This is a genomic window from Gilliamella sp. B2838 (assembly GCF_026536185.1).
Classification (GTDB): Bacteria; Pseudomonadota; Gammaproteobacteria; order Enterobacterales; family Orbaceae; genus Gilliamella.
In genome coordinates this window covers 39908-65921 of the sequence record NZ_JAFNOO010000013.1, presented here as the reverse complement: position 1 = coordinate 65921, position 26014 = coordinate 39908, and the positions used below count along the sequence as shown (strand labels likewise).

Here is a 26014-nt window from a genome sequence, read left to right as displayed (position 1 = left end):
TAAAATTACCAAATATGGACGCTGTTTTATCTGTTATAAATAAAATTTGTTATGCATTTATGCAGCATATCAATGCGATAGTGAAAATGGTAACAACGCTAATAATTTTAGTAAAAAGCATACAATACAACCAACAGTAACTTGTTAGTAAAAAAGACCATTATAGTGATAGCCGCAACACGTTTTGAGCTAATAATTTAAACACATTGTTTAAATGTTGGAATATTTTTTTAGTGAAAATAACAATACCTTTTTTAGCAATAGATAACTTTTCAGCAATACCGCTGATAGTCCTAAGGTAAAAATCAGACAAGTATTATGCTTAAAAATATCCTTAGTCTGTTTTTTGTTGACACAATTGATCCCACCTAAATCGCTTTCGTAAAAAATAAGGTGTAGTTAAATAACAAAGTGAGAAGATTGGTAAAAAATAGGACAGAGAGTTTGATAATCATTACAGTGTTATCAATCATATTGTTGGTGGTAAATTAATGGTATTTATTACTGCATTTATTAAAATAACTGAGTGGTAATATTATTTAATTGCGTTATTTAAAATTTGCCAAGTAAATGACTTTTTTAAATAAAAACCGCGAGGTCGAGTTAAAATAATTTGACCATTTTCACCAATTGCTTCTGTTAATGCACGACCGTTAGCCGCTTTGGGGCGAATTTGTAAATAGGTTCCATAGCGAGCTGTAATTTTTTCAACTTGGCCAAGAGTGATCATATCCATCAGTTCTTGCCAATCTTGTTTTAGCTGTTGTTCTTGTTGGAGGGATGGCATCCACAAAATAGGACGACCAACTTTGCGATCTGCCAATGCAATAGTTCTTTCTCCTTGTATTGGGATCCAAAGCACTTTAGTCAATTTATATTTGACATGACTTGTTTCCCAAATGACCCCGTGGTTTGCCATCAAAGGGGCTACACTAACAAAAGTGGTTTCTAAAGGTTTTCCCTGGTTATCAATGGGAATGGTTTTAAGTTCAATGCCTAAACTAGCAAAATCCCGTTCGGCCTTACTACCTGCATTTGCTCCCAAAAAAGTTTCAATTAGATTGCCAATCCAACCTTTTTGTTTAGTAAGATTTTGTGGCATCGGCATATTCAAATATTTTGCGATATCAGCAAAAGTATAACCGGCTGCTAATTCAGCTCGTTGTAATAATTCTTGTTCACAATTAGGGAAAAATATTGGCATGTAAAGGCATTAACTTAATGGCGAAATATTCACAGCCAATTATATTGGCTGTGAATACGGAAATAAAGGACTATTAATTGAGTTTTTCAACCCAACTTGCATAGCTATTAATGATTAGAGAAAGGAATTCTTTAGTTTTTGCCGTTATATTGCCGTTTTCATCGAATGATGAATTGATATTTCCAATATAAGCTTCGGGTTGTTGTAGTGTCGGCATATCTAAAAATACTAAAGATTGGCGTAGTTGATGATTTGCACCAAATCCACCGATTGCACCTTGTGAAACAGAAACAACCGCGGCTGGTTTTTTCGACCAAACGCTTTTACCGTAAGGACGAGAACCCACATCTAAAGCATTTTTGATAACAGCTGGTAAGCCTCGATTATACTCAGGTGTGACAAAAATTACGCCTTGGCATGCTGCGATTTCTTGACGAAAACGGGTGTAAGATGAAGGTGGTGTATCGGTGTCAATATCTTCATTATATAAAGGCAAATCACCAATAGAAATTAGTTGTAATGAGAGTGATGGAGGTGCAATTTCTTGAAATATTTTTGCGACTTTTAAGTTAAAAGAATCCTTGCGTAAACTACCTACTATTACCGCAATTTTTTTACTCATTTTCTATTCTCCCTAATATCTTATAAAATTAAGAGACACAGTTTGTGTCTCTTAATTATTGTTATTTATTATTAAATATAACAAATATTAATGACCAGAAGAATCCATTTTACGACCTGTTTCAAATAAGAACCAAGCACGTCTTTCAGTTTGATCGATCCACTCTTCGATTAAGCTTGCTGTAGCGGTATCATTATATTTATCGCAAATATCGTGTGCTTCACGCATACGAGATGTAAGTTTAATATTATCTTGGCAAAGTTCAGCAAGCATATCTGATGGTTCAACAAAATCAGCATCATTATCAGAAATACTTTGTAATTTTGAAATATGACCGATTGAACGAAGGGTGGTTCCACCTAATTTACGCACGCGTTCAGCGATAGGATCAGTCATCGCAAATAATTCTTCACCATGATCATCTAACATTAAGTGATAATCACGAAAATGAGGACCGCTTACATGCCAATGGAAGTTTTTAGTTTTTAAATATAAAGCAAATACATCAGCTAATACTGAATTCATAGCACTAGAGATATCTTTTGATGCTTTTTCACCTAAATCAGTTGGGAATAAAATTGCTGCTTGTTGAAGTTTTTTGGCGCTTTTTGTAGAGTTAGTCGTTTTAGCCATAACACATTCTCCTCGGTTAAATAATAAATAAATTTTCTTATATAAAATTACGCCAACTCAGCGTTAATGTCCAATGAAAATCAACTATTTTTAGCTATTACTGCTATTTCAGCAAACTATTATTTTTGTCTTGTTTTATGTTCTCCCATTTTTTTTGAAACATTTTCTTTCAAAATGAAAGAAAATGTTTCAAATTGTGATCTATATAAAAGTTTTTTCTTTTAATGTTGTTAATATGTCGACAAAGTTTAACTTAATAGGAGGCAATATGATTGACGCTATTTCATTTGGTGCTGAATGGTTTATAGGGCTATTCCAAGAGGGAGGTAAAGTATTAGTAGGAATGGTAACAGGAATTTTACCGTTATTAATCTCTTTACTGGTTGTGATGAATGCAGTAATTAAATTTATTGGGCAAGATCGCATAGAACGCCTAGCACAGGCTTGCGCTGGTAATCCAATTTCTCGGTACTTACTACTACCATTAATTGGAACCTTTGTTTTTTGTAATCCGATGACATTAAGTTTAGGGCGTTTTATGCCAGAGTATTACAAGCCAAGTTACTATGCCGCTTCTTCTTATAGCTGTCACTCGATGAATGGACTTTTTCCTCATGTTAATCCTGGTGAGCTGTTTGTGTATTTAGGTATTGCTGCTGGACTAACAACGTTGAATCTTCCATTAGGCCCATTAGCGGTTAGTTATTTTCTTGTTGGTTTGGTCACAAACTTCTTTCGAGGTTGGATTACCGATTTTTGTACTGCCGTTTTTGAAAGAAAAATGGGGATTAAATTAGATAGAGAAGTGCATCTATAACATTCATCTATCAAGATAAAGAGGAAACGAAAATGGCTAAATTTATTCGAATAGAAAAAGGCGAAGCAGGTTGGGGTGGACCTTTGGAACTACCTGTAATTGAAGGAAAAAAGATTGTCTACATTGCAGCAGGAACAAGACCGGCAATCGTTGATACTTTAGTTCAACTAACGGGTTGGGAAGCGATTGATGGTTTTAAAGAAGGTGAGCCAGCAAAAGAGGAAATCGGTGTTGCAGTAATTGATTGTGGCGGTACGTTACGTTGTGGTATTTACCCAAAAAATCGTGTACCTACGATTAATATTCATGCTACAGGTAAATCCGGTCCCTTGGCTCAATATATTGTTGAAGATATTTATGTTTCTGCGGTAAAACCTAATAACATTAAATTAATCGATAAAGACATACAAACAGCTAATGCGAGTTCTGTCACGCAAATGCAGCAAGTTAGATCGGATAAAAACGCTGAGTTTAAACACTATGACTGTCGTAAAAAAATTACTGAACAGAGTGATGGTTTACTGGCCAAAATCGGCATAGGAATGGGATCGGGAGTGGCCGTTTTTTTCCAAGCTGGTCGCGATACTATCGACACTGTCCTTAAAACGATTTTACCTTTTATGGCTTTTGTATCAGCTTTAATCGGTATCATTATTGCATCAGGATTAGGTGATTTTATTGCTCATGGTTTGGTTCCTTTAGCCAATAACCCCATTGGGTTAGTCATTTTAGCTTTAATTTGTTCTTTCCCATTGCTTTCGCCATTTTTAGGTCCCGGAGCCGTTATTGCACAAGTCATTGGTACCTTAGTTGGTGTACAAATAGGGCTAGGCAATATTCCGCCGCATTTAGCTTTGCCTGCGCTTTTTGCAATTAATGCACAAGCTGCATGTGATTTTATTCCTGTCGGTTTATCACTTGCCGAAGCTAAACAAGAAACGGTTAGAGTTGGCGTACCGTCTGTTTTGGTTAGTCGATTTTTAACAGGCGCCCCAACCGTGCTTATTGCTTGGGCGGTATCGTTATTTATCTATCAATAATTTGTGGGAAAAACTAGATATTTAAGCTGTGATCTTTTGTCTAGTTTGAAATGAATAAACGCACATTAAAGAAGAAAGAAGGTTAATAATGTCAAAGGTTATTTATCATTCAACTATTAATCAAATTGGTGACTTTGCGCAAGCTACTTTAGCTGATGGGATGCTGATATTATTCAAACAAGGCGCACCAGCAGATTTAGCTGATTACTGTTTTATTCATAATCATGATGATTTAAAACAGGAACTCGCCGTGGGTCAATCATTACAATTAGGTAATCATATTTATCAAATCACCTCTGTTGGTGATGTTGCTAGCGTTAATTTTCGTGAATTAGGTCATATCACATTAAGGTTTGATGGTAATCAGCAAGCGGAATTGCCAGGTACAGTGCATGTACAAGGTAAACTGCCAATTCAACTTAATGTAAATGATGAAATTAAAATTTTAAGTAATGAAGGAATATAAAAATGAAACAAGTCGCGGTCATTATAGGTGGTGGGCAAACACTCGGTGAATTTTTATGTCATGGTATTGCTGATGCTGGTTATCAAGTTGTTGTCGCTGATTTAAATATAGATAATGCTAATAAAGTAGCTCAAGCAATTAATCAAAAACATGGTTTAGGTACGGCTAAAGGTTTTGGTGTCGATGCGACCAACGAAGAAAGTGTTATCCAATTAGCTCAAGATGTTAATAGTTGTTTTAAACGTCTTGATTTGATGGTTTACAGTGCAGGTATTGCCAGAGCAGCGCCAATTACCAATTTTGCATTAAATGATTTTCAATTGTCAGTAAATGTTAATCTTACCGGTTATTTTTTATGTGCGCGAGAATTTGCCAAAGTAATGATTGAACATAAAACAGCGGGGCGAATTATTCAAATTAATTCCAAATCAGGTAAAGTTGGAAGCAAACATAATTCAGGATATAGTGCGGCTAAATTTGGTGGTGTTGGCTTAACTCAATCTTTGGCCCTGGATCTTGCTGATCATGGCATTACTGTTAACTCATTAATGTTAGGTAATTTGCTTAAATCACCCATGTTTCAATCGCTAATTCCACAATATGCTAAAAAATTAGGCATTCCAGAGAGTGAAGTTGAGCAAGTATATATTGATAAAGTGCCACTTAAACGGGGTTGTGATTATCAAGATGTGCTCAATGTACTGCTATTTTATGCAAGTGACAAAGCCTCTTATTGTACTGGGCAATCAATTAACATTACTGGCGGTCAAGTGATGTTCTAGTTAAAATAAAGTGCGAAAGCAAGTTTAATGCTTTCGCACTCTGTTTAACTCAATCAATACTGGAAAAGCGCATATGAATATGACAACCACTTTTATTATTGTTGCTTTAATTGCTTGGTGTATTCAAATTGTATTTAGTTGGTTGCAAATTCGCCGTTTTAATCAAGCTTTTTTAGCTTTAAAAAAAGGGGCGTATTTAGGCGTTGGTCGAAGTAAAACCAAACGTTTTAAACCAAGGGTTTTAATTGCGGTATCGTTAGACAAAAATCAGGTCGTGATTGATTCAGTCCGCATGAAAGGTATTACCGTGTTTGCTTTACCTAAACCCATTCCACAGTTACATGGGATGTTGGTATCGAATATTATTCCAGAAAACATTTTTCCCTATGATCTTGCCTCACAAAGCGCTCTTACTATTGCATTAACAACAAATAAATAACTTTTATTTTGAAAAGTATTTTCTTTCATAATGAAGTATAATATTTTTTAAAATAAATTTATTTTGTTGGTTAACAATGATAAGTGGTGGTAACTGGGTATGAAAGTAAAGCAACGGCAAACAGCTATTTTAGAATATCTACAAAATCACGGGCAAGTCAGTGTTGATGAATTGGTCGCCCATTTTAAAACAACAGGTACCACTATTCGCAAAGACCTTACACAACTAAATGAAAGTGGTTTAGTCCTGCGTACTTATGGTGGGGCTATGTTAAATAGGGAAATTGGTGATAGGGCGATTGATCATAAAACTTATATCAATACTGCGCAAAAAAAAGCGATAGCTAAAGAAGCGGCAAAATTGATTCATGAGGGCGATTCGATTATTTTTGATGCAGGTAGTACCGTTGCCCAGATGATTCCAATGCTTGCCCGATTCAATAATCTTACTATTATGACCAATAGTTTACATATGGTTAATGAATTAGTTGCTAATGATAACGACCAAACCATAATATTAACGGGGGGCACTTTCCGGCGAAAATCGGCATCATTTCATAATAATAATGCCTCAGCAATTGCAGCCTTTGAATGTTACACTTTTGATAAACTTTTTATGGGGGCTGATGGTGTAGATTTAGTTGGAGGTGTAACCACATTTAATGAAAGTTATCATGGCAGTGTTGCCATGAGTAAAGCTGCTGCTAAATTAATTTTGTTAGCAGATTCTTCAAAGTTTGGGCGACGTAGCCCCAATGTTGTATGTGATTTAAGTGCTGTTGATACTATTATCACTGATGATAACTTAGATGATAAATACTATGATGCATTCGTTGAGCGCAACATTAACGTTATCAAAGTAAAAGTAATGGATAACTAATTTGCTATACAACCACAATCCAAAAAAGAACGTTATTTTATTAAGATAACTTTTTTAAAATTGTATTACTTATTAGTAGTCATTAAAAACTTTAATGGTAAGCGCTGTTTTCACACAGCTTTACAAGCTACTGAGTTTAGCCAAAAAAGAATCATGTTATCGTGATTTTAGATCAGGCTAATTTCATTGATTAAGGGGATTTAGAATTCATCAATCCCCTTTATACTATAAATAGACTATATTTTATTCTAAGCACGTTATGAGTCTATTTTATTATTTAAAAGAGTAATCTTGCTCTAATTGTGCCTGGTACACTTTTGAGTTTAACTAATAATTCTTCAGCTTTATTTTGTTCTACTCTTTCAATATCAATAACAACATAACCAATTTTGGGATCGGTCTGTAAATACTGAGCCGAGATATTCAATCCTTGTTCTGCAAATAATGTATTAATTGCTGTCAATACGCCGGGTTGGTTATTGTGTATGTTGATAAAACGGCTAGATCCTTTTGCCGGAATCGGTAATGATGCTTCAGGAAAATTTACAGCGGATAAGGTAGCACCTGTGTCGGAGTATTTAGCCAGTTTTGTTGCCACTTCAATACCAATGTTTTCTTGAGCTTCAGTGGTTGAACCACCAATATGAGGCGTTATGATGACATTATCAAATTTGCACAAAGGTGATTCAAATGGATCGCTATTGGTGGCCGGTTCAGTAGGAAACACATCGATAGCCGCGCCACTTAATTTATGACTTTGTAGTGCTTGAGTTAATGCATCAAGATCGATAACTTTACCACGAGAGGCATTGATAAGAATGGCGTCGGGCTTCATCATATCAATTTCATTTTGACTAATCATATTAATTGTTGTTGAATTTTCGGGGACATGTAAGCTAACAATGTCACTTAATTGCAACAACTCCTTCATGGTTGAAATTTGTTTGGCATTACCTAGTGGTAATTTGGTTTCAATATCGTAAAAATAGACGTTCATCCCTAAAGATTCCGCTAAAACGCTTAATTGACTGCCAATATGACCATAACCAATGATGCCTAAATTTTTACCACGAGCTTCATGAGAACCAGTTGCAATCTTATTCCACTTTCCTTGATGTGCTTTAGCATTGGCTTCGGGTACACGACGAAGTAATAAAATTGCCTCGGCTAATACCAGCTCAGCAACCGATCGAGTATTAGAAAATGGTGCGTTAAATACCGGAATACCTTTAACGGCAGCTGTATCTAGATCGACTTGATTGGTACCAATACAAAAACAACCAATTCCGGCAAGTTTTGGTGCTGCATCTATGATGTCTTTGGTTAAATGCGTTCTTGATCGGATTCCAATAAATCGCGCATCTTTTATTGCTTGTTGAAGCTCCGATGGCGATAGGGCACCTTTATGATATTCAATGTTGGTAAAGCCTGCAGATTTTAATGTATCAATTGCACTTTGATGGACACCTTCGAGTAATAAAAATTTATTATCATCTTTGCTTAACGCCTGAACAACCATTTTTTCCTCTCTTTATTTAAGCATATCTATTGCTGCTTATTGTTATATTTTTATTTTTTAAATTAACGTATTTAGCTAAGCGATAACTAATAGCTCGGTGTAATTTCTTTTACACCTGAACGGGTTCCAACCAGTGCTACATTAGCCCCTTTGTTGGCAAATAGACCCACTGTTACAACGCCAGCAATATTATTAATTCGATTTTCTAATTCCATTGGTTTTGCAATAATAAGATCATGAACATCTAAGATAACATTGCCATTATCAGTGATTACACCTTGACGATAAATTGGTTTACCGCCGAGCTTAAATAGTTCACGTGCAACATAAGAACGCGCCATAGGGATCACTTCTACCGGTAATGGAAATTTGCCAAGCACATCGACAACTTTTGATTCATCAACAATACACACAAATTGTTTGGATAATGCTGAGACAATTTTTTCACGCGTTAACGCGGCTCCTCCACCTTTTATCATCTGCAACAGATGATTAATTTCGTCGGCACCATCTACATATACATCTAAACTATCAACTTCATTACAATCCAATACGGGAATCCCATAATCTTTTAATTTTTGGGTTGATGCTTCGGAACTAGAAACCGTTCCTCTAATCTGATCCTTTATTGTTGCTAAGGCATCAATAAAATATGATGCAGTTGACCCTGTGCCTACACCAACTAATGAATCGGGTTTGACAAATTTTAACGCTGCAAAGCCGACGGCTTTTTTTAATTCATCCTGTGTCATGGTATCACCGTATTTAGAATATAATTTTCTCGAAAAAATAAAATTTTAAAAGCAAAATGATTGAAGATATGGCATAGTAACCAATTGGAAAGCAAAAATCATTAGTATTTTTTAGAAAATATTTCAAGTTTTAGATCTATTTAAAACTTTGCCAATTAAAATAGCTCGATTATTCAAGCAATGAGCAAATTATTAATAAAGAGATTATGAAGCGTCCAGATTATAGAGCATTACAAGCCTTAGATGCAGTAATAAAAGAGCGAGGATTTGAGAGAGCGGCAGATAAATTGTGTATCACACAACCTGCGGTGTCACAACGTATTAAACAGTTAGAAAGCTTTTTTGGTCAACAACTATTAGTGAGAACAATCCCCCCAAAGGCAACTAAACAAGGGGAGCATCTGTTAGGATTGTTGCATCAGGTCGAATTATTAGAACAACAATGGTTAGGCGATAATGAACAAAATACCACGCCTTTGTCATTGTCTATTGCGATTAATGCAGATTCTTTGGCTACATGGGTGTTACCGGCTTTAAAACCAGTTTTAGATAAAAATATTCTTCGATTTGATATACAAATTAAAGATGAAGAGCATACTTTAGAGCTGTTGCGTTTAGGTACGGTCGTTGCTGCTATTAGCATTCAAGCTAATCCTTTACCTGGTTGTTTATCTGATTTACTGGGTGCTCTCGACTACATTTTTGTCGCTTCGCCTGATTTTGCCAAAAAATACTTTCCAAATGGTGTGACACGATCATCTTTACTCAAAGCACCAGCTGTTGCTTTTGACCATTTAGATGATATGCATCAAGCTTTTTTACAGGAAAATTTTAACTTAACACCGGGTAGTGTAATTTGTCATATTACCAGTTCATCAGAAGCGTTTGTACAACTTGCTAAACAAGGTTCAGCCTGTTGTATGATTCCTATGTTACAAGTTGAACAAGAGTTAAAAAATGGTGAATTAGTTAACTTAACCGAAGGCTTGTATCAAAGACGTATGCTCTATTGGCATCGTTTTGCGCCAGAAAGTAGTGTAATGCAAAATATTTCTGAAACTTTAATTCGTTATGCTAAGCTCACATTATCACAACCTCAAGAACACAAATAAACGCTATGATTTTTTACTGATACGTGATGTTAACGTTGCATTGCTTGACATAATATAATAGTTACTTAAAGAGCGGATATCATGAGCCAATTAAAAAATGATCGTTATTTACGCGCATTACAATGTCTACCTGTTGATTATACCCCTGTTTGGATGATGCGTCAGGCTGGGCGTTATTTACCTGAGTATAGACAGTTGCGCGCAAAGGCGGGTAATTTTATGACTATGTGCCAAACACCAGAACTGGCATGTGAAGCGACTTTACAACCCTTAACGCGTTTTGATCTTGATGCGGCTATTATTTTTTCTGATATATTGACCATACCTGATGCAATGGGATTAGGTCTGTATTTCGAGCCGGGTGAAGGACCAAAATTTCGTCAAACAATATCGAGCTTGTCTGATATTGAGCAGTTACCTATTCCCGATCCAAATGATTCATTAAGATATGTGATGGATGCAATAAGCCTAACCAAAAAAGAACTTAATGGTAAAGTTCCGTTGATTGGATTTTCGGGTAGCCCATGGACATTAGCAACTTATATGATTGAAGGGGGAAGTAGTAAAACGTTTACTAAAATAAAAAAAATGCTGTATAGCAAACCGAAAGTTTTACATTTACTTCTTGAAAAGCTTGCCGAAAGCATCGCGTTATATTTAAATGCCCAAATCGAAGCGGGCGCTCAATCGCTCATGATATTTGATACTTGGGGTGGCGTTTTAAGCCATCAATGTTATCAAACGTTTTCACTGCATTATATGCAGTTAATTTTATCAAAATTAAAACGAGGTCATAAAACTCAAGCTATTTCGTCCTATGTGCCAGTCACACTTTTCACCAAAGGTGGTGGGTTATGGTTAGATAGTATTGTGAATACAGGATGTGATGCAATTGGTGTTGATTGGACTGTGAATTTGAGCCATATTGCCCAAAAAGGACGCATTGCGGTACAAGGCAATTTAGATCCATCTGTGTTGTATGCCGGAAAGTTAACAATAGAATCAAATGTTGAAGCTGTGCTTAATGAATTTGGATTCCATAATGGTCATATTTTTAATTTAGGGCATGGTATTCACCAAGATATTCCCGTAGAACATGTACAATATTTAATTGAGGCTGTACACGAGCGGTCTAAAAGGTTTCATTATGATTAAAAATCCAGTTCAGTTAAGAGTTGAAAAATTAGCACCATGGCAACAATATTTATTTATGGTTTGCTTATGTGAACGAATGTACCCAAATTATGTCTATTATACCAAGCAACAGCATAATGAAGATGATGCTAAAAGCTATAAAAACATTCTTGATTTAATGTGGGAGTCATTATTAGTTGAGAAAGTTAAAATTAATTTTGATTTACAATTAGAAAAATTAGAGGCGATTATTCCCACTGTGAACGAAGATAGCGCTTATATGATCTATCCTGCGATTGATGCTTGTCAGGCCTTAAGTGAGCTTATACATGCTCATCTAACGGATGATATTGCCGAACATACAGCAAAAGTTAGTAGTATATCGGCAACCACGGTAGCTGAATTCGAAATGACAAAATTAGATACCTATCTTTCCAAAGATGAACAGTTAAATTTACCTGGTGTGATTGAAGAATTTGATTTGCAATGGGAAATATTTCGATTATTGCGCGAAGAATCTCATGACAAGATTGATCTAATAAAGGGTTTAAAAGACGATATTAGGGCGGCTCAAATAAGCAATATTGGTGTTTTTTTGAGCAATTAAGCCGCTGAATGCCCTATTTTTTTATTTTTTACTAAATTTTTCTTTAACATTGGATGAATATAGACTACATTTAACATCAATGTAATCTAAACATTGTTTACAGGGGCAAAGTCGGTTATTGACATTGCTTATAATGTTAACTTTAACAATAAAATAATTATGTAAGGATATCTCCATGAATAAAACAGAACTTGTAGATGCAATTGCTAGCAAAGCGGATATTACTAAGGTTGCAGCTAAAACTGCATTAGAAGCAACTTTAGCAGCTATTACTGAATCATTAAAAGCTGGAGATCCAGTGCAATTAGTTGGTTTTGGTACATTCAAAGTTAATCATCGAAATGCTCGTATCGGCCGTAACCCTAAAACAGGTAAAGAAATCAAAATTGCTGCAGGCAAAGTACCAGCGTTCGTATCAGGTAAAAGCTTGAAAGAAGCAATTAAATAATTTTTTTCTGTCGATATTTACTTTTGACAGGGTATTTTAGGCCTTAAGGTAATCCCTTAAGGTCTTTGTATTTTCCCATCATTCTATTTTAAGTTTTAACTCACCATATAAATATTAAACTAACCCAACATGATATGATCAGCAAATTAGGCTTTAATATCAACGAATTGTGCAGGTAATGCGTTAACAAGATCTTGTGGTTTAATTTCGATTTCGAGACCTCTTTTACCGCCAGATATCAACATCGAGCTAAGATCATTAGCACTAAGATCAATCAGTGTGGTGAGCTGTTTTTTTTGTCCCAATGGACTGATTCCTCCTACCAAATACCCCGTGATTTTTTGCGCTAAATGGGCATCGGCCAACTCTATTTTTTTACAATTTAATGCTTTTGCCGCTTTTTTTAGATCCAAATGGTAATCAACAGGTACAACACAAACTGCTAATGTTTTATCATTGCCATTTAAAGTTACGACTAAAGTTTTAAATATTTGGTTGGATGTAATGTGTAAACTTGGATCGAGTTTATTTGCTGCTTCTTGACCATAATGGGTCTGATTAGGATCATGATCATATTGATGAATTTTGAATGGAATTCTCAATTTTTTTAGTTGGTCAATTGCGGGCGTCATCGTGTTTTCCAAAAGAATTAGATAATAGAAATGATTGTCTAATTTTAATCACTCTATTCACATTTGTTAATAGAGTGATTAAGAATAAGCGTAAATAATGTTAGATAGTTAAATTATTATTTTGCTCAGGTGTGTTATGTGATAGTTGCTCATTCTTTGACAGAATAGTTAGACGATAGAAGAAACAAATACAAAAAATACTTGTGAGTATTTGCAAAGTTGAGCTGATGATATTTATTACAAGGTTATTAAGTGCACTATCGACAATAGAAAAGAGAATTGATACCGTGCAATAAATTAAAACCATTGGAACGGTTAAACGCCAATAAGAAATGGCATATTTATGACTTTCTACAAAATGTTGAATAAACGTTTTTGTTGAAGGTGCAATAATTGAACCTTGAAAATAATAAGAAATTGTTACTATCAGCAATATTGCGGCAATGATTAATACACCAAACAAAAACGTTACCATTTTAGCGGGTAAAATAAATTGCAACATCATAAATATCAATGTTAAAAATATCATAGCAAACAGAATGATAAATAAATAAGTTAGGTAAAAACTTATGATATTGAGCGCATTTGGTAACATTCGAGATAAGATAAGATTAAAATCGAATTTATCTTGGATTGAATAGTTATAAACAACAGCAAGTAGTATCGCTTGCATGATGAAAGTGATGACCAAACTAATTAACGCAGGTTTTAATACATACATTAATAATTGATCGACTGTCATAGTCGTGCTCGATAATTGTTTAAACATTTGTGGATCAATTAAATAACTACTGATACATGTTGTAATTAAACTGACGATAAAACTGATAATAACGAGTTGTAAAAAACGGTTTTTGACAAAATTAGTTGTTTGATTAAATACTTGAGAAAAAGATACTTCGGTTTGCATGTCTCGTTCCTACTAATAAGGTGGTAACCTAATTGGTTACCACTATAGTGATAAATAAATTACAAATTACGATTGTAGTAATGAAATATCCGCAACTTTTAAAAATAAATTTTGCAATTTTTTCAGCAATGCTAACCGATTAAGTTTAATTTTTTCATCATCTGCCATGACCATGGTTGAGGCAAAAAATGCATCAACAGGTGCTTTAAGTGCAGACAATTCTACTAAAGCTTGTTGATAACGACCTTGAGTAAAATAAGGGGCTAATTTATCGGTTAATACTGCAACTTGCATAGCAAGTTCACCTTCTGCGCCTGCTTCAAGTAGTGAGGCATTCACCGCATCAGGTATCACCAATTCTGTTTTAGAGAGGATATTTGATACCCGCTTGTTAGCTTCAGCAAGCGAAGAGGCTTCTGGCAGTGTTCTAAAATGTGTCACGGCTTTAATGCGCGCATCAAAATCAGCAGGCTTGGTTGGATTAAGTGCGAGTACTGCTTGTATGGTATCAATGGTAAAACCTTGCTCTTGATACCAGGCTCGGAATCGACCTTGCATAAAGCTGACAATATCTTCCACAACCTGTTTATTGTTGAGTTTGTCACCATATAATGAAACAGCAAAATTTGATAATTCGACAAGATCGAGCGGTAAGTTATTCTCAACAATAATACGCAAAATACCAATTGCAGCGCGGCGTAAAGCAAAAGGGTCTTTATCACCTTTAGGATGTTGCCCTATACCAAAAATACCGGCTAACGTATCCATTTTTTCGGCAATTGATACCGCACTTGATACATTTGTGCTTGGCAACTCATCCCCAGCAAAACGTGGTTTGTATTGCTCTTCAATCGCGGTGGCAACTTCAATGCTTTCACCATCTTTTAGCGCTAAATAACGTCCCATTATTCCTTGTGTTTCGGGAAATTCAAAAACAGTATTGGTGACTAAATCGCATTTAGTAAGTTTACCTGCACGTTTAGCTTGTTCGACATTAGCCCCAATTTTGTCGGCTATAAAACCAGCTAGTGACTCAATTCGTAATGATTTGTCTTTGACTGTTCCAAGCTGTTGTTGGAATAACACCGTTTCTAAACGAGGTAGACGATCTTCCAAGCGCTGTTTTAAATCTGTTTTGTAAAAAAATTCAGCATCGGCTAAGCGTGGGCGTACTACTTTTTCATTACCTGAAATGACCACTTGCGGATCTTTTGATTCGATATTGGCAACAAAAATAAAATTCGGTAATAATTTTCCTTGTTTATCATAAACAGGAAAATATTTTTGATCGCCTTTCATCGTATAAACCAGTGATTCGGCTGGTACATCTAAAAATCTTTCTTCAAATTTAGCCGTTAAAACAACAGGCCATTCAACCAATGACGAGACTTCTTCTAACAAGCTTTCGGTTAAATCAGCTTTACCATTTAATTTTGCTGCGGCTTGCTCTGCTTGCTGTTTAATAATTGATTTTCGTTTGTCATAATCGGCAATAACTTTACCACGTTGCTCCAACATTTCTGGATATTGGTCGGCATTATCAATGGTGAATTCCTGTTCACCCATAAAACGATGCCCACGAATGATGCGGTTTGACTCAATGTCTAAAATTGTGCCCGGTACTAATTCATCACCATATAACATCGTTACCGTATGACTCGGACGAATAAATTCAACTTGTCGAGCTGCCCAGCGCATTGGTTTTGGAATAGGTAATTTGCTTAACGCACCTTTAACCATATCACACAATAGGTTAACAACAGGTTGGCCTTTTTGGTTTTGGGTATAAGATAACCATTCACCTTTATCTGTTTGAATACGCTCTGCTTGGTCAACAGTAATACCACAACCACGAGCCCAGCCTTCAGCTGCTTTAGTTGGTTTACCATTAGCATCAAATGCTGCACTAACAGCCGGTCCTCGTTTAACAATTTGGCTATCGGGTTGAGTATCATTTAAATTTAGAACTTTTAATGCTAAGCGTCGCGGTGAAGCATACCAAAGTACTTCGCCATGTTCTAACTTGGCATTGTCCAGTTGCTCAATAAAATTTGCCGCAAAACTTTCAGCTAAAGTGCGGAGTGATTTAGGTGGTAGCTCTTCGGTACCAATTTCCACTAAAAATGTTTTTTGCATAATATTAAAATCCTACTTTGATGCACTTTGATTTGACGGTGAATGTTGGCACATTGGAAAACCAAGCGCTTCACGTGATGCATAATATGCTTCAGCAACCATTTTGGTTAATGTTCGAATGCGCAATATATAACGTTGGCGTTCAGTTACTGAAATAGCTTTACGCGCATCAAGTAAATTAAAACAGTGTGCAGCTTTTAAAATACGTTCGTAAGCAGGTAGTGGCAGCGGTTTTTCTAATTCAAGTAACATTTTTGCTTCTTTTTCATGTTGTTCAAAGCAATAAAATAGAAAATCAATATTGGCATATTCAAAATTATACGTTGATTGCTCAACTTCATTTTGATGGAACACATCACCATAAGTGGTTTTACCAAATGCGCCATCACTCCAAACCAAATCATACACACTATCGACACCTTGAATATACATCGCAAGGCGTTCTAAACCATAAGTGATTTCACCAGTGACGGGTTTACACTCAAGACCACCCACTTGTTGGAAATAGGTAAATTGAGTCACTTCCATCCCATTTAACCATACTTCCCAGCCAAGCCCCCAAGCACCTAATGTAGGGTTTTCCCAGTTGTCTTCTACAAAACGAATATCATTAACGGTTGGATCGAGCCCTAACTCTTTTAATGAACCCAGATAGAGCTCTTGAATGTTGTCTGGAGAGGGTTTTAAGATAACTTGAAATTGATAGTAGTGTTGTAACCTATTAGGGTTTTCACCATAGCGCCCATCAGTTGGACGGCGAGAGGGTTGAACGTAAGCAGCATTAATGGGTTCAGGTCCAAGAGCGCGTAAACACGTCATCGGGTGTGAAGTACCGGCCCCAACTTCCATATCCAATGGCTGAATCACCGTACAACCTTGATTAGCCCAGTAATCTTGTAACGTTAGTATTAACCCTTGAAAGGTTTTGACATTAAACTTTTGCATGATGTTATCTTTATGGTTGAATTGATTGTTCGATAATTTAAATAGTGTTGTATTTTATACTTTTTATTGGAGCTTGTGAAATGCCTAATTACTATCTGTTGCAATTACTCTCAATGCTTATCTAAATAGTTTTGGTTTTGCATCTTTATGCATTTCTAGGTATAGTGTTTTATCCCTTTTGCTTGGTTATCAATACTTATCATAATGCCATGGCTATTTATCGATATTTTCTAACGTTTATTTTTATTGGACTTACACAAGTTAATGTTTTGTATGCTGCTGATGATAATCAGCAGTTACAGACTTTGCGTCGTTCAATTCAAGAACAAGAAAATCGTTTAGCTGAGCAAAAAAAAGAGCGAAACCAATTAGTTAATGATCTTAAACAGCAAGAAACAGAAATTGCAAAATTATTGACTTCAATTGAGAAAAACGATTTAACTTTAAAAAAAATCGATAGTGAAATTAATCGGTTAATTAAACAAATTGAACAATTAAATATTAAGCAACAACAACAGCGAGATGCATTATCTAAACAACTTGAAAGCGCATTTAAATTAGGAAAAACAACAGGTTTATCGCTGATTTTTGCCAGTGAACAAAGTGAGCGTAATGAACGGCTGATTAATTATTATGGTTATATTAATCAAGCTAGACAACAACTGATTAATGCACTTCGTGAAACGCAATTACAGTTAAATGAAAAAAAATTAACGTTACAAAATAAACAAATTTCACAGCAAGCATTACAAACCAAACAGAAACAAGAACAAGTTGGTCTTGAAAAAAACCGTCAAGATCGACAAAAAACCATTACTTCGCTCGAATCATCCATGCAGGTCAATCAACAAAGATTGGCTGAACTGCGTGAAAATGAAACCAAGTTACAAGCAAAAATTGCTCAAGCCGAAAAAGAGAGTCGACGATTAGCCGAAGAAGAAGCAAGACAGGCAAAACATATTGAGCAGAAACAAAAAAACACCAACTACACTTTAAATTCTGATGAACGGGCATTAATGGCACGTGTCAGTGGTATAGGCAAACCACAACACCAATTTAATTGGCCGGTCACAGGGCCAGTCGTACATCGATTTGGTGAGTCATTGCAAGGTGAACTGTATTGGAAAGGTATGGTAATTAATGCGAAGGATGGTACCCAAGTTAAGGCAATCGCTGATGGTCGAGTGATACTGGCCAGTTGGTTGCAAGGTTATGGTTTTGTGGTTGCACTTGAGCATGGTAAAGGCGATATGAGTTTATATGGTTATAACCAACGTGTTTTAGTCGATGTAGGCGATAAAATCTCCACTGGACAGGCCATTGCTTTAGTTGGTTCAAGTGGAGGGCAAAATAGTTCAGGACTCTATTTTGAGATTCGCCGAGATGGTAAGGCGTTAGATCCTAAAGGTTGGTTAAAATAATGTATCGTTTAATCATTCACATACTTATTAGTCTGTTATTTTTTAATCCAAGTCTAGTTTTTGCGGCACAATTAGCTCTGGTTATTGATGATTTTGGTTATCGGCAACATAATGAAGAGCAAATTATAAAATTATCAACCGATATAACAGTTGCGGTTTTACCCCATTCACCTAATGCAAAACGTATCGCTAATATGGCTCATGAACAGGGGAATGATGTGATTATACACTTACCCATGGCACCAATGGGTAAGCAGCCACTGGAAAAAGATACATTGTTCCCCACTATGAGCGAAACTGAGATTAATCGCATTGTGAATAATGCTATTGAGCGTGTACCTCATGCTATTGGTGTTAATAATCATATGGGTAGTTTAATGACATCCAATCTTAATGGTATGCAATATGTTATGAAAGCACTTAGCCCACACTCTATGTTTTTTTTAGATAGTAAAACGATTGGCAAAACAGCTGTTAAAACAGCAGCGAGCGCCTATAATATACCTGTAGTTGTGCGTGATGTATTTTTAGATGATCAGCAAAATGAACATGCTATTAGCCAGCAATTTGAATTAGCTATTCAAGTTGCTCGTAAAAAAGGGGTTGCCATTGCCATTGGTCATCCTCATCCACAGACACTCAATGTATTAAAAAATAGATTAGCGCAATTGCCTTCAGATATAACATTAATCAAAGTCAGTGAGCTTGTTACACCACAACCTGAACCAATAAAGCCAAAAGCAACGTTAAAAGAGATTATGGACAGATATAAACAGCGCTGCGATCAAGTTTGGCATTTTTATCATACCGAAAAGGAATAATTATTTTTTTTCTAAGGTTCGGTGACGGATTTGTACTTGCTTATTTTGTGCTTTGAAAAATTCAGCCAGCTGTTCAGCAATAAAAACGGAGCGATGTTGGCCTCCGGTACAACCAATAGCAATGGTTAAATAACTACGATTGTTTTTTTCTAACATCGGTAACCATTGCTGTAAATAACTGGCGGTTTGATAGATAAAATTGGTCACTTCATCATGCTGAAATAGATATTTTTTTACTGGCTCATCTAATCCAGTTAGGGGACGTAGTGCAATATCCCAATGGGGATTAGGTAAAAAACGGACATCAAAAACAAAATCGGCATCGACTGGCAAACCATGTTTAAAACCAAAGGATTCAAAGATCATGGTTAATTCACGTTCTTTTTTACCTAAAATACGTGTTCGTAAAATGTCTGATAGTTGATGTACTGAAAGATTATCAGTATTAATGACTAAACTTGCATTGGATTTTAATGATTCTAAATATTTTTCTTCAAGATCGATTGCTTCTTCAAGCGAGTATTTTTGATTGGTCAAGGGATGGATTCGTCTGGTTTCGCTATAACGACGAATTAGGGTATTGCGGCTACAGTCAAAGAAGATAATCTCGGGTGTGACAGAGTTTGGCAGTTGTTGCAAAATGTCGCGGTTAAAATCAAAATTTGGCGGTAAATTGCGAATATCGATGCTAACAGCAACGGGGGTATTATTGTTTTTTAATGAGTCGGCTAATTGTGGCAATAGCACAACAGGGATGTTATCCACACAATAAAAACCCATATCTTCTAGTGCACGTAGTGCAATCGATTTTCCAGAACCTGAACGGCCACTAACGATCATCAGAATCACAATGTTAACTCCAATATGCTAATTAACTTAAGTATATACCGTTTACTCAACAAGATGCAATTTCATATATCGATGATATTGCTATTAATATTCGGATTTTATTTTAGTAATTAACTGTTTTAACGCTTGACCACGGTGTGAAATCTGGCTTTTATGTTCTTTGCTAAGTTGGGCAGCTGTGCAATCTAATTCTGGTATATAAAACAGTGGATCATAGCCAAAGCCGCCTTCTCCTTGTTCTTGATTTAGGATTAATCCATGCCATTTGCCTAAACAAATAATCGGTGTTGGATCGTTATCATGGCGCATAAAAACCAAGGCACAATAAAAATAGGCAGTGCGCTTTTCTGCTGGGACATTGTGTAGTTGTGAAAGTAATTTTTGATTATTTAATTTATCGTTACCATGGCAACCCGCATAACGCGCGGAATAAATGCCTGGCGCACCATTAAGGGCATCAACCACTAAACCTGAATCATCAGCAATAGCAGGTAGTCCTGTTAATTTTGCGGTATGCCTTGCTTTTAAAATGGCATTTTCGATAAAAGTTAAACCTGTTTCATCGACATCGGGAACATTAAATTCTTTTTGTGCCACAATATTAAAGCCAGCATCGGCTAAAAGCGTTTGCAATTCGTTGACTTTGCCTTGATTATTGGTTGCTAAAACAATTTTTTGCATCTTTAATTCCTTACCATAAAATTATGTTGATAACTATCGTTAACCGTTGTTCGATTTATAAGTTTCGTTAAAAATCGGGATCGCAGTTAAAGGTCATACTTTCACCTGTCTTGGGGTGGAGAATTGTTAACGATTGCGCATGGAGTAACAATCTTTTAGACCGAGAAAAGGCTTCAGGATGTGCATAAAATTTATCGCCTAAAATAGGATGTCCCAGTGCTTGCATATGCACGCGTAATTGGTGTGATCGACCCGTAAAAGGCGATAAGCTAACCCGAGTTGTGTTATCAGGGTTTCTTGAAATGACTTGATATAACGTCAGTGCCGGCTTGCCATTTTCTAAATCGACCATTTGTCGTGGACGGTTTGGCCAATCACAAATCAACGGTAATTCAACTTGACCGCTATCCTCTTTAATATGCCCATAAACTACGGCAATATAATTTTTTTTGGGGATTCGTTCTCGAAATTGCTTTTTTATTTCTCGATCGGCGAGTTTAGATAAAGCGGCAACCATAATGCCACTGGTTGCCATATCTAATCGATGAACGGACTCGACGTAGCTAAATTTTTGCTGTAAACGATGAATAATGCTATCGATAAATTGAGGTTTGTTGCCCGACACCGATAAAATACCGGGTTGTTTATTGACAACAACAATATGATCATCTTGGTATAAGATAGATAGCCAAGGGTCAATAGGGGGATGATATTCCAAAAGCATTTATGTATGACAATTTATAAGATAAAATTGCCACACATTCTAACAAACTCAACAAAAAGTGCCAGTTTTATAGCGCACCTAATTTTTCCATAAGGTATTTTTGTTTACTGCAAAAAATTGGGCAATAAACACGAATAATCCAACTATAAAATAGCAAGCAAAAATAATGATCATCCATTGTGACATTTCAATGGTTAAAAAAGACCAAATTTTATCTGCACACGAGCCGTAAGCATTAAACAGGCCCGGTATCCACTCGTTTAAAGGTAGCCATGATGGAAACTGAACATTAATAGCGCAAGTGTCACTAAAGTTTGGTTCGAATTGTAAATGGGCGTGAAATGTTGCTAAGTTAAAGCCTTTATATGCACTAATTAACCAAATGGCGATCCCCATTATTCTAAAAATAAAATTATTCGGTGCAACTAAGCCAATAATACTGGCTAACATGATGCCAAAAATGGCGCAACGTTGATAAATACACAGTGTGCAAGGCGCTAGTCCTAAGCTGTGTTGAAAATAAAGTGCAGTTAACTCGAAAATAAGGGTTGAGAGGAAGAGTAAAAACCAAGCAAATCTTGCGCGAGAGTATTGATTAAGTAACGATAACATACTGTTTTATTCCTCCATATTCGGCTATAATTAGCTATCTTTAATTATATCGAAAATAATCTGTCTTTATTTTTAATTAGTGGTAGTGTAGTTTATTTTCGAATAATGTAAACGACTTTTATTTATTGATGGCGGATTAATCATTTCTTATGGATTCAAACGTTCCACAAACAAAATTACAGGTCTCATTTGTTATCATCACTGAAGAAAATGCGACGCAGCGAATTGATAACTTTCTTATCACACACTTGAAAGGTGTGCCCAAAAGTATGATTTATCGCATACTGAGGAAAGGTGAAGTACGCGTTAATAAAAAACGCATTAAACCCGAGTATAAGCTCAATATTGGGGATGAAATTCGTATACCGCCTATTCGCGTAGCAGAAAAAACCTCACCTGAAATCTCAACTAAATTAAATAAAGTTGCCGATTTAGAAAAAGCCATTATTTATGAAGATGATGTGATAATGGCTATTAATAAACCCTCGGGTATTGCTGTTCATGGCGGTAGTGGTTTAAGTTTTGGGGTCATTGAAGGACTTCGAGCATTGAGACCTGAAGCAAAATTCCTGGAATTGGTTCATCGAATCGATCGCGAAACTTCAGGTGTGTTACTCATTGCTAAAAAACGTTCAGCATTAAAAGCACTGCATGAACAACTGCGTCTAAAACAGATGAAAAAGAACTATTTAGCATTAGTAAAAGGTGATTGGCCTTCTGAATGCAAAGTTATACAGGCACCGTTACTTAAAAATGTTTTGAAAAGTGGCGAACGAGTGGTTAAAGTCGATAAAGAAGGTAAACCTTCAGAGACACGTTTTAAAGTTGAAGAGAGATTTAAGTTTGCAACGTTGATTAAAGCCAGTCCTGTTACAGGCCGTACACATCAGATTCGTGTACATACTCAATATGCCAATCATCCTATTGCATTTGATGATCGTTATGGTGATAGCCAATTTGATAGGTTATTAGCCAATACTAAACTTAATCGATTATTTTTGCATGCAGCCAATGTGACCTTTATTCATCCTAAAACGTTACAAGATATGCAGTTAAGCGCAACAATGGATGATAAATTACAAGCATGCTTAAGTTATCTTAGAACAGAAAAGCATCATCAAACCGAATCTTAAATTGAAAAAAAGTAGTGAGGACGAATGAAAGATCTTAATTTATACTTAATTAGACATGGCCAAACCGAGTGGAATATTAAAGATCAGATGCAAGGATCGCAAAATTCACCGTTAACTGAACAAGGTATTTTGGGCGCGAAGATTACAGGCCAATATTTAAAGCATATTCCTTTTATGCAAGCTTATTCAAGCCCACAGCTACGCGCTAAAGAAACACGTGATTATATCGTTCACGAAAATGATAATAAAATTCCAACCTTTGAATTAGCCGATTTATGTGAGATGGATTTTGGTCTTTGGGAAGGAAAATCTGTCCCTTATTTGAAAAAAGAAGTGCCTGAATTTAATACTTATCTAACCGATCCAGCTAACTTTGATGCTTCTGTTAATCACGGTGAAAATTATCTTGATACACTGGTACGAATGAAACGTGCACTGCATACCATTACTCAAAATGCCAGTGAAGATAAAGGTAATATTTTAGTTGTTTCGCATGGCACCGTGTTACGTTTATTACTTTGTGTATTAAATGGTGGTGATTGGCGTTTACATCGGGATGAAGACTATTTTCCACGAATGTTAAATACCAGTGTCAGTGTAGTAAATTATCAGCAACAAGATGGTCAATCTGAAGGTAAATTTACGGTTAACTATTATAATAATGTTGATCATTTAGCTGATAAATAACCAGCAATTTACCCCATTTTTATTTCTCGACTAATGCCTTTTATAACGTTAGTCGAGAAATATTGAGCCTAATTAGTAAACTTATCTATTTTTACTATAAGGGGCGTAACGTTTTTGAAGTTGTTGTAACTGATTTATTCTGGCATCAATCTTCGATATCATTGTTTGATCGCCATTAGTTTGTTTTTTGGCATTTTGCAGTAATTGAATAGATTGTTGAAATTGCCCCTCTAATGCAACAAGTTCTGCTCTTGCACTCATTTCTTTTGCCCTTGAGTTTAATCCACCATAAGCTGTAATTAGTAGATCCCAACCATTTGTATCATCACTATGATCAAAGGTATAACGGTGTAATAAGCTCACCGCTTGTTGGTAATTACGATTTTTAACGTATGCATTAGCCAAGTTTAATTGTAATGCTGAACTATCTGGGGATTTTTTTAAAGCAGTTTGTAACCGATTAATCGCTGCTGCATTATTATTCATGTCCAGATCAATATCTGTCATTAAATCGATGTACCACAGATTATTTGGATCATTATCTAGTAATGGTTGAAGTTGCTGTTTGGCTTTTTGGTAATTGTTATTACGATAATCAAACAGAGCATTAGCATAGACTAAAGCAATCTTACTTTGTTCATTATTCAGCTTTTTATAATCTTCAATTAATAATTTACCGGTATTTTGATTATTAGTTATTAAAATAGCCAAACGCGCTTTTGCTAAATAGTAGTTTAGAGAGGGTGGTAGCTCTTTTTTACTATATTGCATAGAACGGCTACGGATATCAGATAAACGGCTATTTGGTAGTGGGTGAGTGAGTAAAATCTCAGGTGGTTTACTGCTAAAACGTGTTTGATCAGCTAATTTTTGTAAAAATTCGGATGAAGCATAAGGATCAAATCCTGCCTTAGCCAATGTTCTAAGCCCCACGCGATCGGCTTCTTGTTCATTAGCTTGTGTAAAACTAATTGTGTTTTGTGCAGAACCTGCCATCGTACTTGTCATCGCGGCCATTCCAGCATCAGGATTCGCCAGCGTAAGTAGTAATGAGCCTAATGCTGCACCCCAAACATAAGGACTATTACGGTTTTGGTTTTCCATTGCTCTGGCTAAGTGACGTTGAGTCACATGGCCGATTTCGTGCGCCATAACTGAAGCTAATTGACTTTCATTATCAGTGTCTAAAATCAGTTTAGAATGAATCACCACATTACCGCCAAAAAAGGCAAACGCATTTAAGACATCACTGCGCATAATATAAAAATGAAAAGGTGTTTGGACTGATTCCGCTTTTGACACGAGTTTTTTACCTAAATCATTAATATATTGATTGAGCACGGGATCATTGATGATAGGGGCATCGGCTCGTAGCAAACGCATATAATAATCCCCCATTTCCATCTCTTGACCGATGCTTAAGGTTGATGCAGCAGCGGTTCCCATATCAGGTAGGTTAATGTTATCAGCAAAAACTAACGGTGAGTTTTGCAACAATAATGAGGTAGTGAGTGCCAATGCGATTGCTTTTTTTAACATTATTTAGACCACTTAAATTAACAATTAAATTGCCTTATTTTAGCTGAAAAAAAACGCAATATCACTGTCAATTTTAATTCAATACGAATATTAAAAAGAGATTAACTTACGCGTGTAATTACTTACTTAGGGAAAGTTATTTTAAACTAATTTATTAAAAAAATTATTGAAATGCTGCTTGGCGAATATTTTCAATATCAACTGTTTTATATACTTAATAATATTCGGGTACACATTATAGTGATGATCGAATTCAGGCTGCATTAATTGATTAACAACTTTAGCTTTACCCAATTGAAAAACTAAACGGTATATAGCACCGGTCATGCTAGTTCGTTCACTGCCATGTCAACAATGAACTAATATTGGTTTGGTGATTGTTTAAAGGATTTAAGTATTACAATGATTTTTCGTCGGTAATCTGGCTAGTCCGTATCTTAATCCAAACTTCGGTAAGATCGGTATTATTC

The 26014-nt window shown here is 35.8% G+C and carries 28 protein-coding genes; 14 read left to right on the top strand and 14 right to left on the bottom strand.

Features of this window, described 5'->3' with window-relative positions:
- Positions 1-535: 535 nt before the first annotated feature.
- The 3 genes from mutH to J3U63_RS12155 all read right to left on the bottom strand — a co-directional run bounded on the left by mutH (position 536) and on the right by J3U63_RS12155 (position 2459).
- Positions 536-1204: a DNA mismatch repair endonuclease MutH gene (gene mutH, locus J3U63_RS12165; protein ID WP_267371660.1), complete on the bottom strand. Its 669-nt coding sequence runs from the start codon at positions 1202-1204 to the stop codon at positions 536-538.
- Positions 1205-1277: 73 nt separating this feature from the next.
- The gene (locus J3U63_RS12160; protein WP_267371659.1) at positions 1278-1826 is read right to left on the bottom strand and encodes an NADPH-dependent FMN reductase; all 549 of its coding nucleotides are present in this window, start codon (positions 1824-1826) and stop codon (positions 1278-1280) included.
- Between the two features lie 87 nt (positions 1827-1913).
- A complete protein-coding gene (locus J3U63_RS12155; protein WP_065633990.1) occupies positions 1914-2459 on the bottom strand; it encodes a Dps family protein in 546 nt (181 codons plus the stop codon).
- Between the two features lie 268 nt (positions 2460-2727).
- On the opposite strand from J3U63_RS12155, the gene srlA reads away from it, so the two are divergent.
- The 6 genes from srlA to srlR all read left to right on the top strand — a co-directional run bounded on the left by srlA (position 2728) and on the right by srlR (position 6882).
- A complete protein-coding gene (gene srlA, locus J3U63_RS12150; RefSeq protein ID WP_065633991.1) occupies positions 2728-3276 on the top strand; it encodes a glucitol/sorbitol-specific PTS transporter subunit IIC in 549 nt (182 codons plus the stop codon).
- 32 nt (positions 3277-3308) lie between these two features.
- A complete protein-coding gene (locus J3U63_RS12145) occupies positions 3309-4316 on the top strand; it encodes a PTS glucitol/sorbitol transporter subunit IIB (RefSeq protein WP_267371657.1) in 1008 nt (335 codons plus the stop codon).
- A gap of 88 nt (positions 4317-4404) precedes the next feature.
- A complete protein-coding gene (gene srlB, locus J3U63_RS12140) occupies positions 4405-4782 on the top strand; it encodes a PTS glucitol/sorbitol transporter subunit IIA (RefSeq protein WP_267334279.1) in 378 nt (125 codons plus the stop codon).
- 2 nt (positions 4783-4784) lie between these two features.
- Positions 4785-5564 carry a sorbitol-6-phosphate dehydrogenase gene (gene srlD, locus J3U63_RS12135; RefSeq protein WP_267371655.1) on the top strand — a complete coding sequence of 260 codons (780 nt, stop codon included), beginning with the start codon at positions 4785-4787 and terminating at the stop codon, positions 5562-5564.
- A 73-nt stretch (positions 5565-5637) separates the two neighbouring features.
- Positions 5638-6003: a transcriptional regulator GutM gene (locus J3U63_RS12130; RefSeq protein ID WP_267334281.1), complete on the top strand. Its 366-nt coding sequence runs from the start codon at positions 5638-5640 to the stop codon at positions 6001-6003.
- A 99-nt stretch (positions 6004-6102) separates the two neighbouring features.
- On the top strand, positions 6103-6882 hold the full coding sequence (gene srlR, locus J3U63_RS12125; RefSeq protein ID WP_267334282.1) for a glucitol operon DNA-binding transcriptional repressor SrlR: 780 nt from the start codon (positions 6103-6105) through the stop codon (positions 6880-6882).
- Between the two features lie 277 nt (positions 6883-7159).
- On the opposite strand, the gene serA is transcribed toward srlR, so the two are convergent.
- Together serA and rpiA are read right to left on the bottom strand one after the other, a co-directional pair.
- Entirely contained in the window at positions 7160-8401 is a 1242-nt protein-coding gene (serA, locus tag J3U63_RS12120) for a phosphoglycerate dehydrogenase (protein WP_267349075.1), read from the bottom strand.
- A gap of 86 nt (positions 8402-8487) precedes the next feature.
- A complete protein-coding gene (rpiA, locus tag J3U63_RS12115) occupies positions 8488-9153 on the bottom strand; it encodes a ribose-5-phosphate isomerase RpiA (RefSeq protein ID WP_267334284.1) in 666 nt (221 codons plus the stop codon).
- Between the two features lie 206 nt (positions 9154-9359).
- On the opposite strand from rpiA, the gene J3U63_RS12110 reads away from it, so the two are divergent.
- The 4 genes from J3U63_RS12110 (at position 9360) to J3U63_RS12095 (ending at position 12454) form a co-directional block, all read left to right on the top strand.
- On the top strand, positions 9360-10265 hold the full coding sequence (locus J3U63_RS12110) for a LysR family transcriptional regulator ArgP (RefSeq protein ID WP_267334285.1): 906 nt from the start codon (positions 9360-9362) through the stop codon (positions 10263-10265).
- An 81-nt stretch (positions 10266-10346) separates the two neighbouring features.
- Positions 10347-11420 (top strand): uroporphyrinogen decarboxylase, encoded by a 1074-nt coding sequence (gene hemE, locus J3U63_RS12105; protein ID WP_267344687.1) that lies wholly within the window; start codon positions 10347-10349, stop codon positions 11418-11420.
- Positions 11413-12006: a YjaG family protein gene (locus J3U63_RS12100; protein ID WP_267344686.1), complete on the top strand. Its 594-nt coding sequence runs from the start codon at positions 11413-11415 to the stop codon at positions 12004-12006. The genes hemE and J3U63_RS12100 overlap by 8 nt, the downstream gene beginning before the upstream one ends.
- 175 nt (positions 12007-12181) lie before the next feature.
- On the top strand, positions 12182-12454 hold the full coding sequence (locus tag J3U63_RS12095) for an HU family DNA-binding protein (protein WP_065634002.1): 273 nt from the start codon (positions 12182-12184) through the stop codon (positions 12452-12454).
- Between the two features lie 146 nt (positions 12455-12600).
- Here J3U63_RS12095 and ybaK read toward each other — a convergent pair whose 3' ends face one another.
- The 4 genes from ybaK to glyQ form a co-directional block, all read right to left on the bottom strand.
- On the bottom strand, positions 12601-13086 hold the full coding sequence (gene ybaK, locus J3U63_RS12090; protein ID WP_267371653.1) for a Cys-tRNA(Pro) deacylase: 486 nt from the start codon (positions 13084-13086) through the stop codon (positions 12601-12603).
- A 100-nt stretch (positions 13087-13186) separates the two neighbouring features.
- On the bottom strand, positions 13187-13996 hold the full coding sequence (locus tag J3U63_RS12085; RefSeq protein ID WP_267371652.1) for a hypothetical protein: 810 nt from the start codon (positions 13994-13996) through the stop codon (positions 13187-13189).
- Positions 13997-14062: 66 nt separating this feature from the next.
- Positions 14063-16135 carry a glycine--tRNA ligase subunit beta gene (glyS, locus tag J3U63_RS12080; protein WP_416379611.1) on the bottom strand — a complete coding sequence of 691 codons (2073 nt, stop codon included), beginning with the start codon at positions 16133-16135 and terminating at the stop codon, positions 14063-14065.
- Between the two features lie 9 nt (positions 16136-16144).
- Entirely contained in the window at positions 16145-17077 is a 933-nt protein-coding gene (glyQ, locus tag J3U63_RS12075; protein WP_267334291.1) for a glycine--tRNA ligase subunit alpha, read from the bottom strand.
- A 209-nt stretch (positions 17078-17286) separates the two neighbouring features.
- Between glyQ and envC the strand changes: the two genes are divergently transcribed.
- Positions 17287-18498 carry a murein hydrolase activator EnvC gene (gene envC, locus J3U63_RS12070; protein ID WP_267334292.1) on the top strand — a complete coding sequence of 404 codons (1212 nt, stop codon included), beginning with the start codon at positions 17287-17289 and terminating at the stop codon, positions 18496-18498.
- On the top strand, positions 18498-19319 hold the full coding sequence (locus J3U63_RS12065) for a divergent polysaccharide deacetylase family protein (protein WP_267371651.1): 822 nt from the start codon (positions 18498-18500) through the stop codon (positions 19317-19319). The genes envC and J3U63_RS12065 overlap by 1 nt, the downstream gene beginning before the upstream one ends.
- Here J3U63_RS12065 and rapZ read toward each other — a convergent pair whose 3' ends face one another.
- The 4 genes from rapZ to dsbB all read right to left on the bottom strand — a co-directional run bounded on the left by rapZ (position 19320) and on the right by dsbB (position 22185).
- Positions 19320-20168: an RNase adapter RapZ gene (gene rapZ / locus J3U63_RS12060; RefSeq protein ID WP_065634009.1), complete on the bottom strand. Its 849-nt coding sequence runs from the start codon at positions 20166-20168 to the stop codon at positions 19320-19322.
- Between the two features lie 84 nt (positions 20169-20252).
- Positions 20253-20849: an XTP/dITP diphosphatase gene (locus J3U63_RS12055; protein WP_065634010.1), complete on the bottom strand. Its 597-nt coding sequence runs from the start codon at positions 20847-20849 to the stop codon at positions 20253-20255.
- 67 nt (positions 20850-20916) lie between these two features.
- On the bottom strand, positions 20917-21573 hold the full coding sequence (gene rluA / locus J3U63_RS12050; protein WP_267334295.1) for a bifunctional tRNA pseudouridine(32) synthase/23S rRNA pseudouridine(746) synthase RluA: 657 nt from the start codon (positions 21571-21573) through the stop codon (positions 20917-20919).
- Between the two features lie 78 nt (positions 21574-21651).
- The gene (gene dsbB, locus J3U63_RS12045) at positions 21652-22185 is read right to left on the bottom strand and encodes a disulfide bond formation protein DsbB (RefSeq protein WP_267371650.1); all 534 of its coding nucleotides are present in this window, start codon (positions 22183-22185) and stop codon (positions 21652-21654) included.
- A 149-nt stretch (positions 22186-22334) separates the two neighbouring features.
- Here dsbB and rluC point away from each other — a divergent pair, with 149 nt between their 5' ends.
- Both rluC and J3U63_RS12035 read left to right on the top strand, forming a co-directional pair.
- Positions 22335-23318: a 23S rRNA pseudouridine(955/2504/2580) synthase RluC gene (gene rluC / locus J3U63_RS12040; RefSeq protein WP_267334297.1), complete on the top strand. Its 984-nt coding sequence runs from the start codon at positions 22335-22337 to the stop codon at positions 23316-23318.
- Between the two features lie 24 nt (positions 23319-23342).
- Positions 23343-24005, top strand: coding sequence for a histidine phosphatase family protein (locus tag J3U63_RS12035; RefSeq protein WP_267334298.1), 663 nt, complete (start codon positions 23343-23345; stop codon positions 24003-24005).
- An 81-nt stretch (positions 24006-24086) separates the two neighbouring features.
- Here the strand turns inward: J3U63_RS12035 and J3U63_RS12030 are convergent, their stop codons facing one another.
- Positions 24087-25544 carry a M48 family metalloprotease gene (locus J3U63_RS12030; protein WP_065798965.1) on the bottom strand — a complete coding sequence of 486 codons (1458 nt, stop codon included), beginning with the start codon at positions 25542-25544 and terminating at the stop codon, positions 24087-24089.
- Positions 25545-26014 lie beyond the last annotated feature (470 nt).

What these genes read in the sequence shown, in the direction of transcription:
- mutH (WP_267371660.1), bottom strand. Translation starts at nt 1,204, where the DNA reads ATGCCAATATTTTTCCCTAATTGTGAACAAGAATTATTACAACGAGCT.
- J3U63_RS12160 (WP_267371659.1), bottom strand. Translation starts at nt 1,826, where the DNA reads ATGAGTAAAAAAATTGCGGTAATAGTAGGTAGTTTACGCAAGGATTCT.
- J3U63_RS12155 (WP_065633990.1), bottom strand. Translation starts at nt 2,459, where the DNA reads ATGGCTAAAACGACTAACTCTACAAAAAGCGCCAAAAAACTTCAACAA.
- srlA (WP_065633991.1), top strand. Translation starts at nt 2,728, where the DNA reads ATGATTGACGCTATTTCATTTGGTGCTGAATGGTTTATAGGGCTATTC.
- J3U63_RS12145 (WP_267371657.1), top strand. Translation starts at nt 3,309, where the DNA reads ATGGCTAAATTTATTCGAATAGAAAAAGGCGAAGCAGGTTGGGGTGGA.
- srlB (WP_267334279.1), top strand. Translation starts at nt 4,405, where the DNA reads ATGTCAAAGGTTATTTATCATTCAACTATTAATCAAATTGGTGACTTT.
- srlD (WP_267371655.1), top strand. Translation starts at nt 4,785, where the DNA reads ATGAAACAAGTCGCGGTCATTATAGGTGGTGGGCAAACACTCGGTGAA.
- J3U63_RS12130 (WP_267334281.1), top strand. Translation starts at nt 5,638, where the DNA reads ATGAATATGACAACCACTTTTATTATTGTTGCTTTAATTGCTTGGTGT.
- srlR (WP_267334282.1), top strand. Translation starts at nt 6,103, where the DNA reads ATGAAAGTAAAGCAACGGCAAACAGCTATTTTAGAATATCTACAAAAT.
- serA (WP_267349075.1), bottom strand. Translation starts at nt 8,401, where the DNA reads ATGGTTGTTCAGGCGTTAAGCAAAGATGATAATAAATTTTTATTACTC.
- rpiA (WP_267334284.1), bottom strand. Translation starts at nt 9,153, where the DNA reads ATGACACAGGATGAATTAAAAAAAGCCGTCGGCTTTGCAGCGTTAAAA.
- J3U63_RS12110 (WP_267334285.1), top strand. Translation starts at nt 9,360, where the DNA reads ATGAAGCGTCCAGATTATAGAGCATTACAAGCCTTAGATGCAGTAATA.
- hemE (WP_267344687.1), top strand. Translation starts at nt 10,347, where the DNA reads ATGAGCCAATTAAAAAATGATCGTTATTTACGCGCATTACAATGTCTA.
- J3U63_RS12100 (WP_267344686.1), top strand. Translation starts at nt 11,413, where the DNA reads ATGATTAAAAATCCAGTTCAGTTAAGAGTTGAAAAATTAGCACCATGG.
- J3U63_RS12095 (WP_065634002.1), top strand. Translation starts at nt 12,182, where the DNA reads ATGAATAAAACAGAACTTGTAGATGCAATTGCTAGCAAAGCGGATATT.
- ybaK (WP_267371653.1), bottom strand. Translation starts at nt 13,086, where the DNA reads ATGACGCCCGCAATTGACCAACTAAAAAAATTGAGAATTCCATTCAAA.
- J3U63_RS12085 (WP_267371652.1), bottom strand. Translation starts at nt 13,996, where the DNA reads ATGCAAACCGAAGTATCTTTTTCTCAAGTATTTAATCAAACAACTAAT.
- glyQ (WP_267334291.1), bottom strand. Translation starts at nt 17,077, where the DNA reads ATGCAAAAGTTTAATGTCAAAACCTTTCAAGGGTTAATACTAACGTTA.
- envC (WP_267334292.1), top strand. Translation starts at nt 17,287, where the DNA reads ATGGCTATTTATCGATATTTTCTAACGTTTATTTTTATTGGACTTACA.
- J3U63_RS12065 (WP_267371651.1), top strand. Translation starts at nt 18,498, where the DNA reads ATGTATCGTTTAATCATTCACATACTTATTAGTCTGTTATTTTTTAAT.
- J3U63_RS12055 (WP_065634010.1), bottom strand. Translation starts at nt 20,849, where the DNA reads ATGCAAAAAATTGTTTTAGCAACCAATAATCAAGGCAAAGTCAACGAA.
- rluA (WP_267334295.1), bottom strand. Translation starts at nt 21,573, where the DNA reads ATGCTTTTGGAATATCATCCCCCTATTGACCCTTGGCTATCTATCTTA.
- dsbB (WP_267371650.1), bottom strand. Translation starts at nt 22,185, where the DNA reads ATGTTATCGTTACTTAATCAATACTCTCGCGCAAGATTTGCTTGGTTT.
- rluC (WP_267334297.1), top strand. Translation starts at nt 22,335, where the DNA reads ATGGATTCAAACGTTCCACAAACAAAATTACAGGTCTCATTTGTTATC.
- J3U63_RS12035 (WP_267334298.1), top strand. Translation starts at nt 23,343, where the DNA reads ATGAAAGATCTTAATTTATACTTAATTAGACATGGCCAAACCGAGTGG.
- J3U63_RS12030 (WP_065798965.1), bottom strand. Translation starts at nt 25,544, where the DNA reads ATGTTAAAAAAAGCAATCGCATTGGCACTCACTACCTCATTATTGTTG.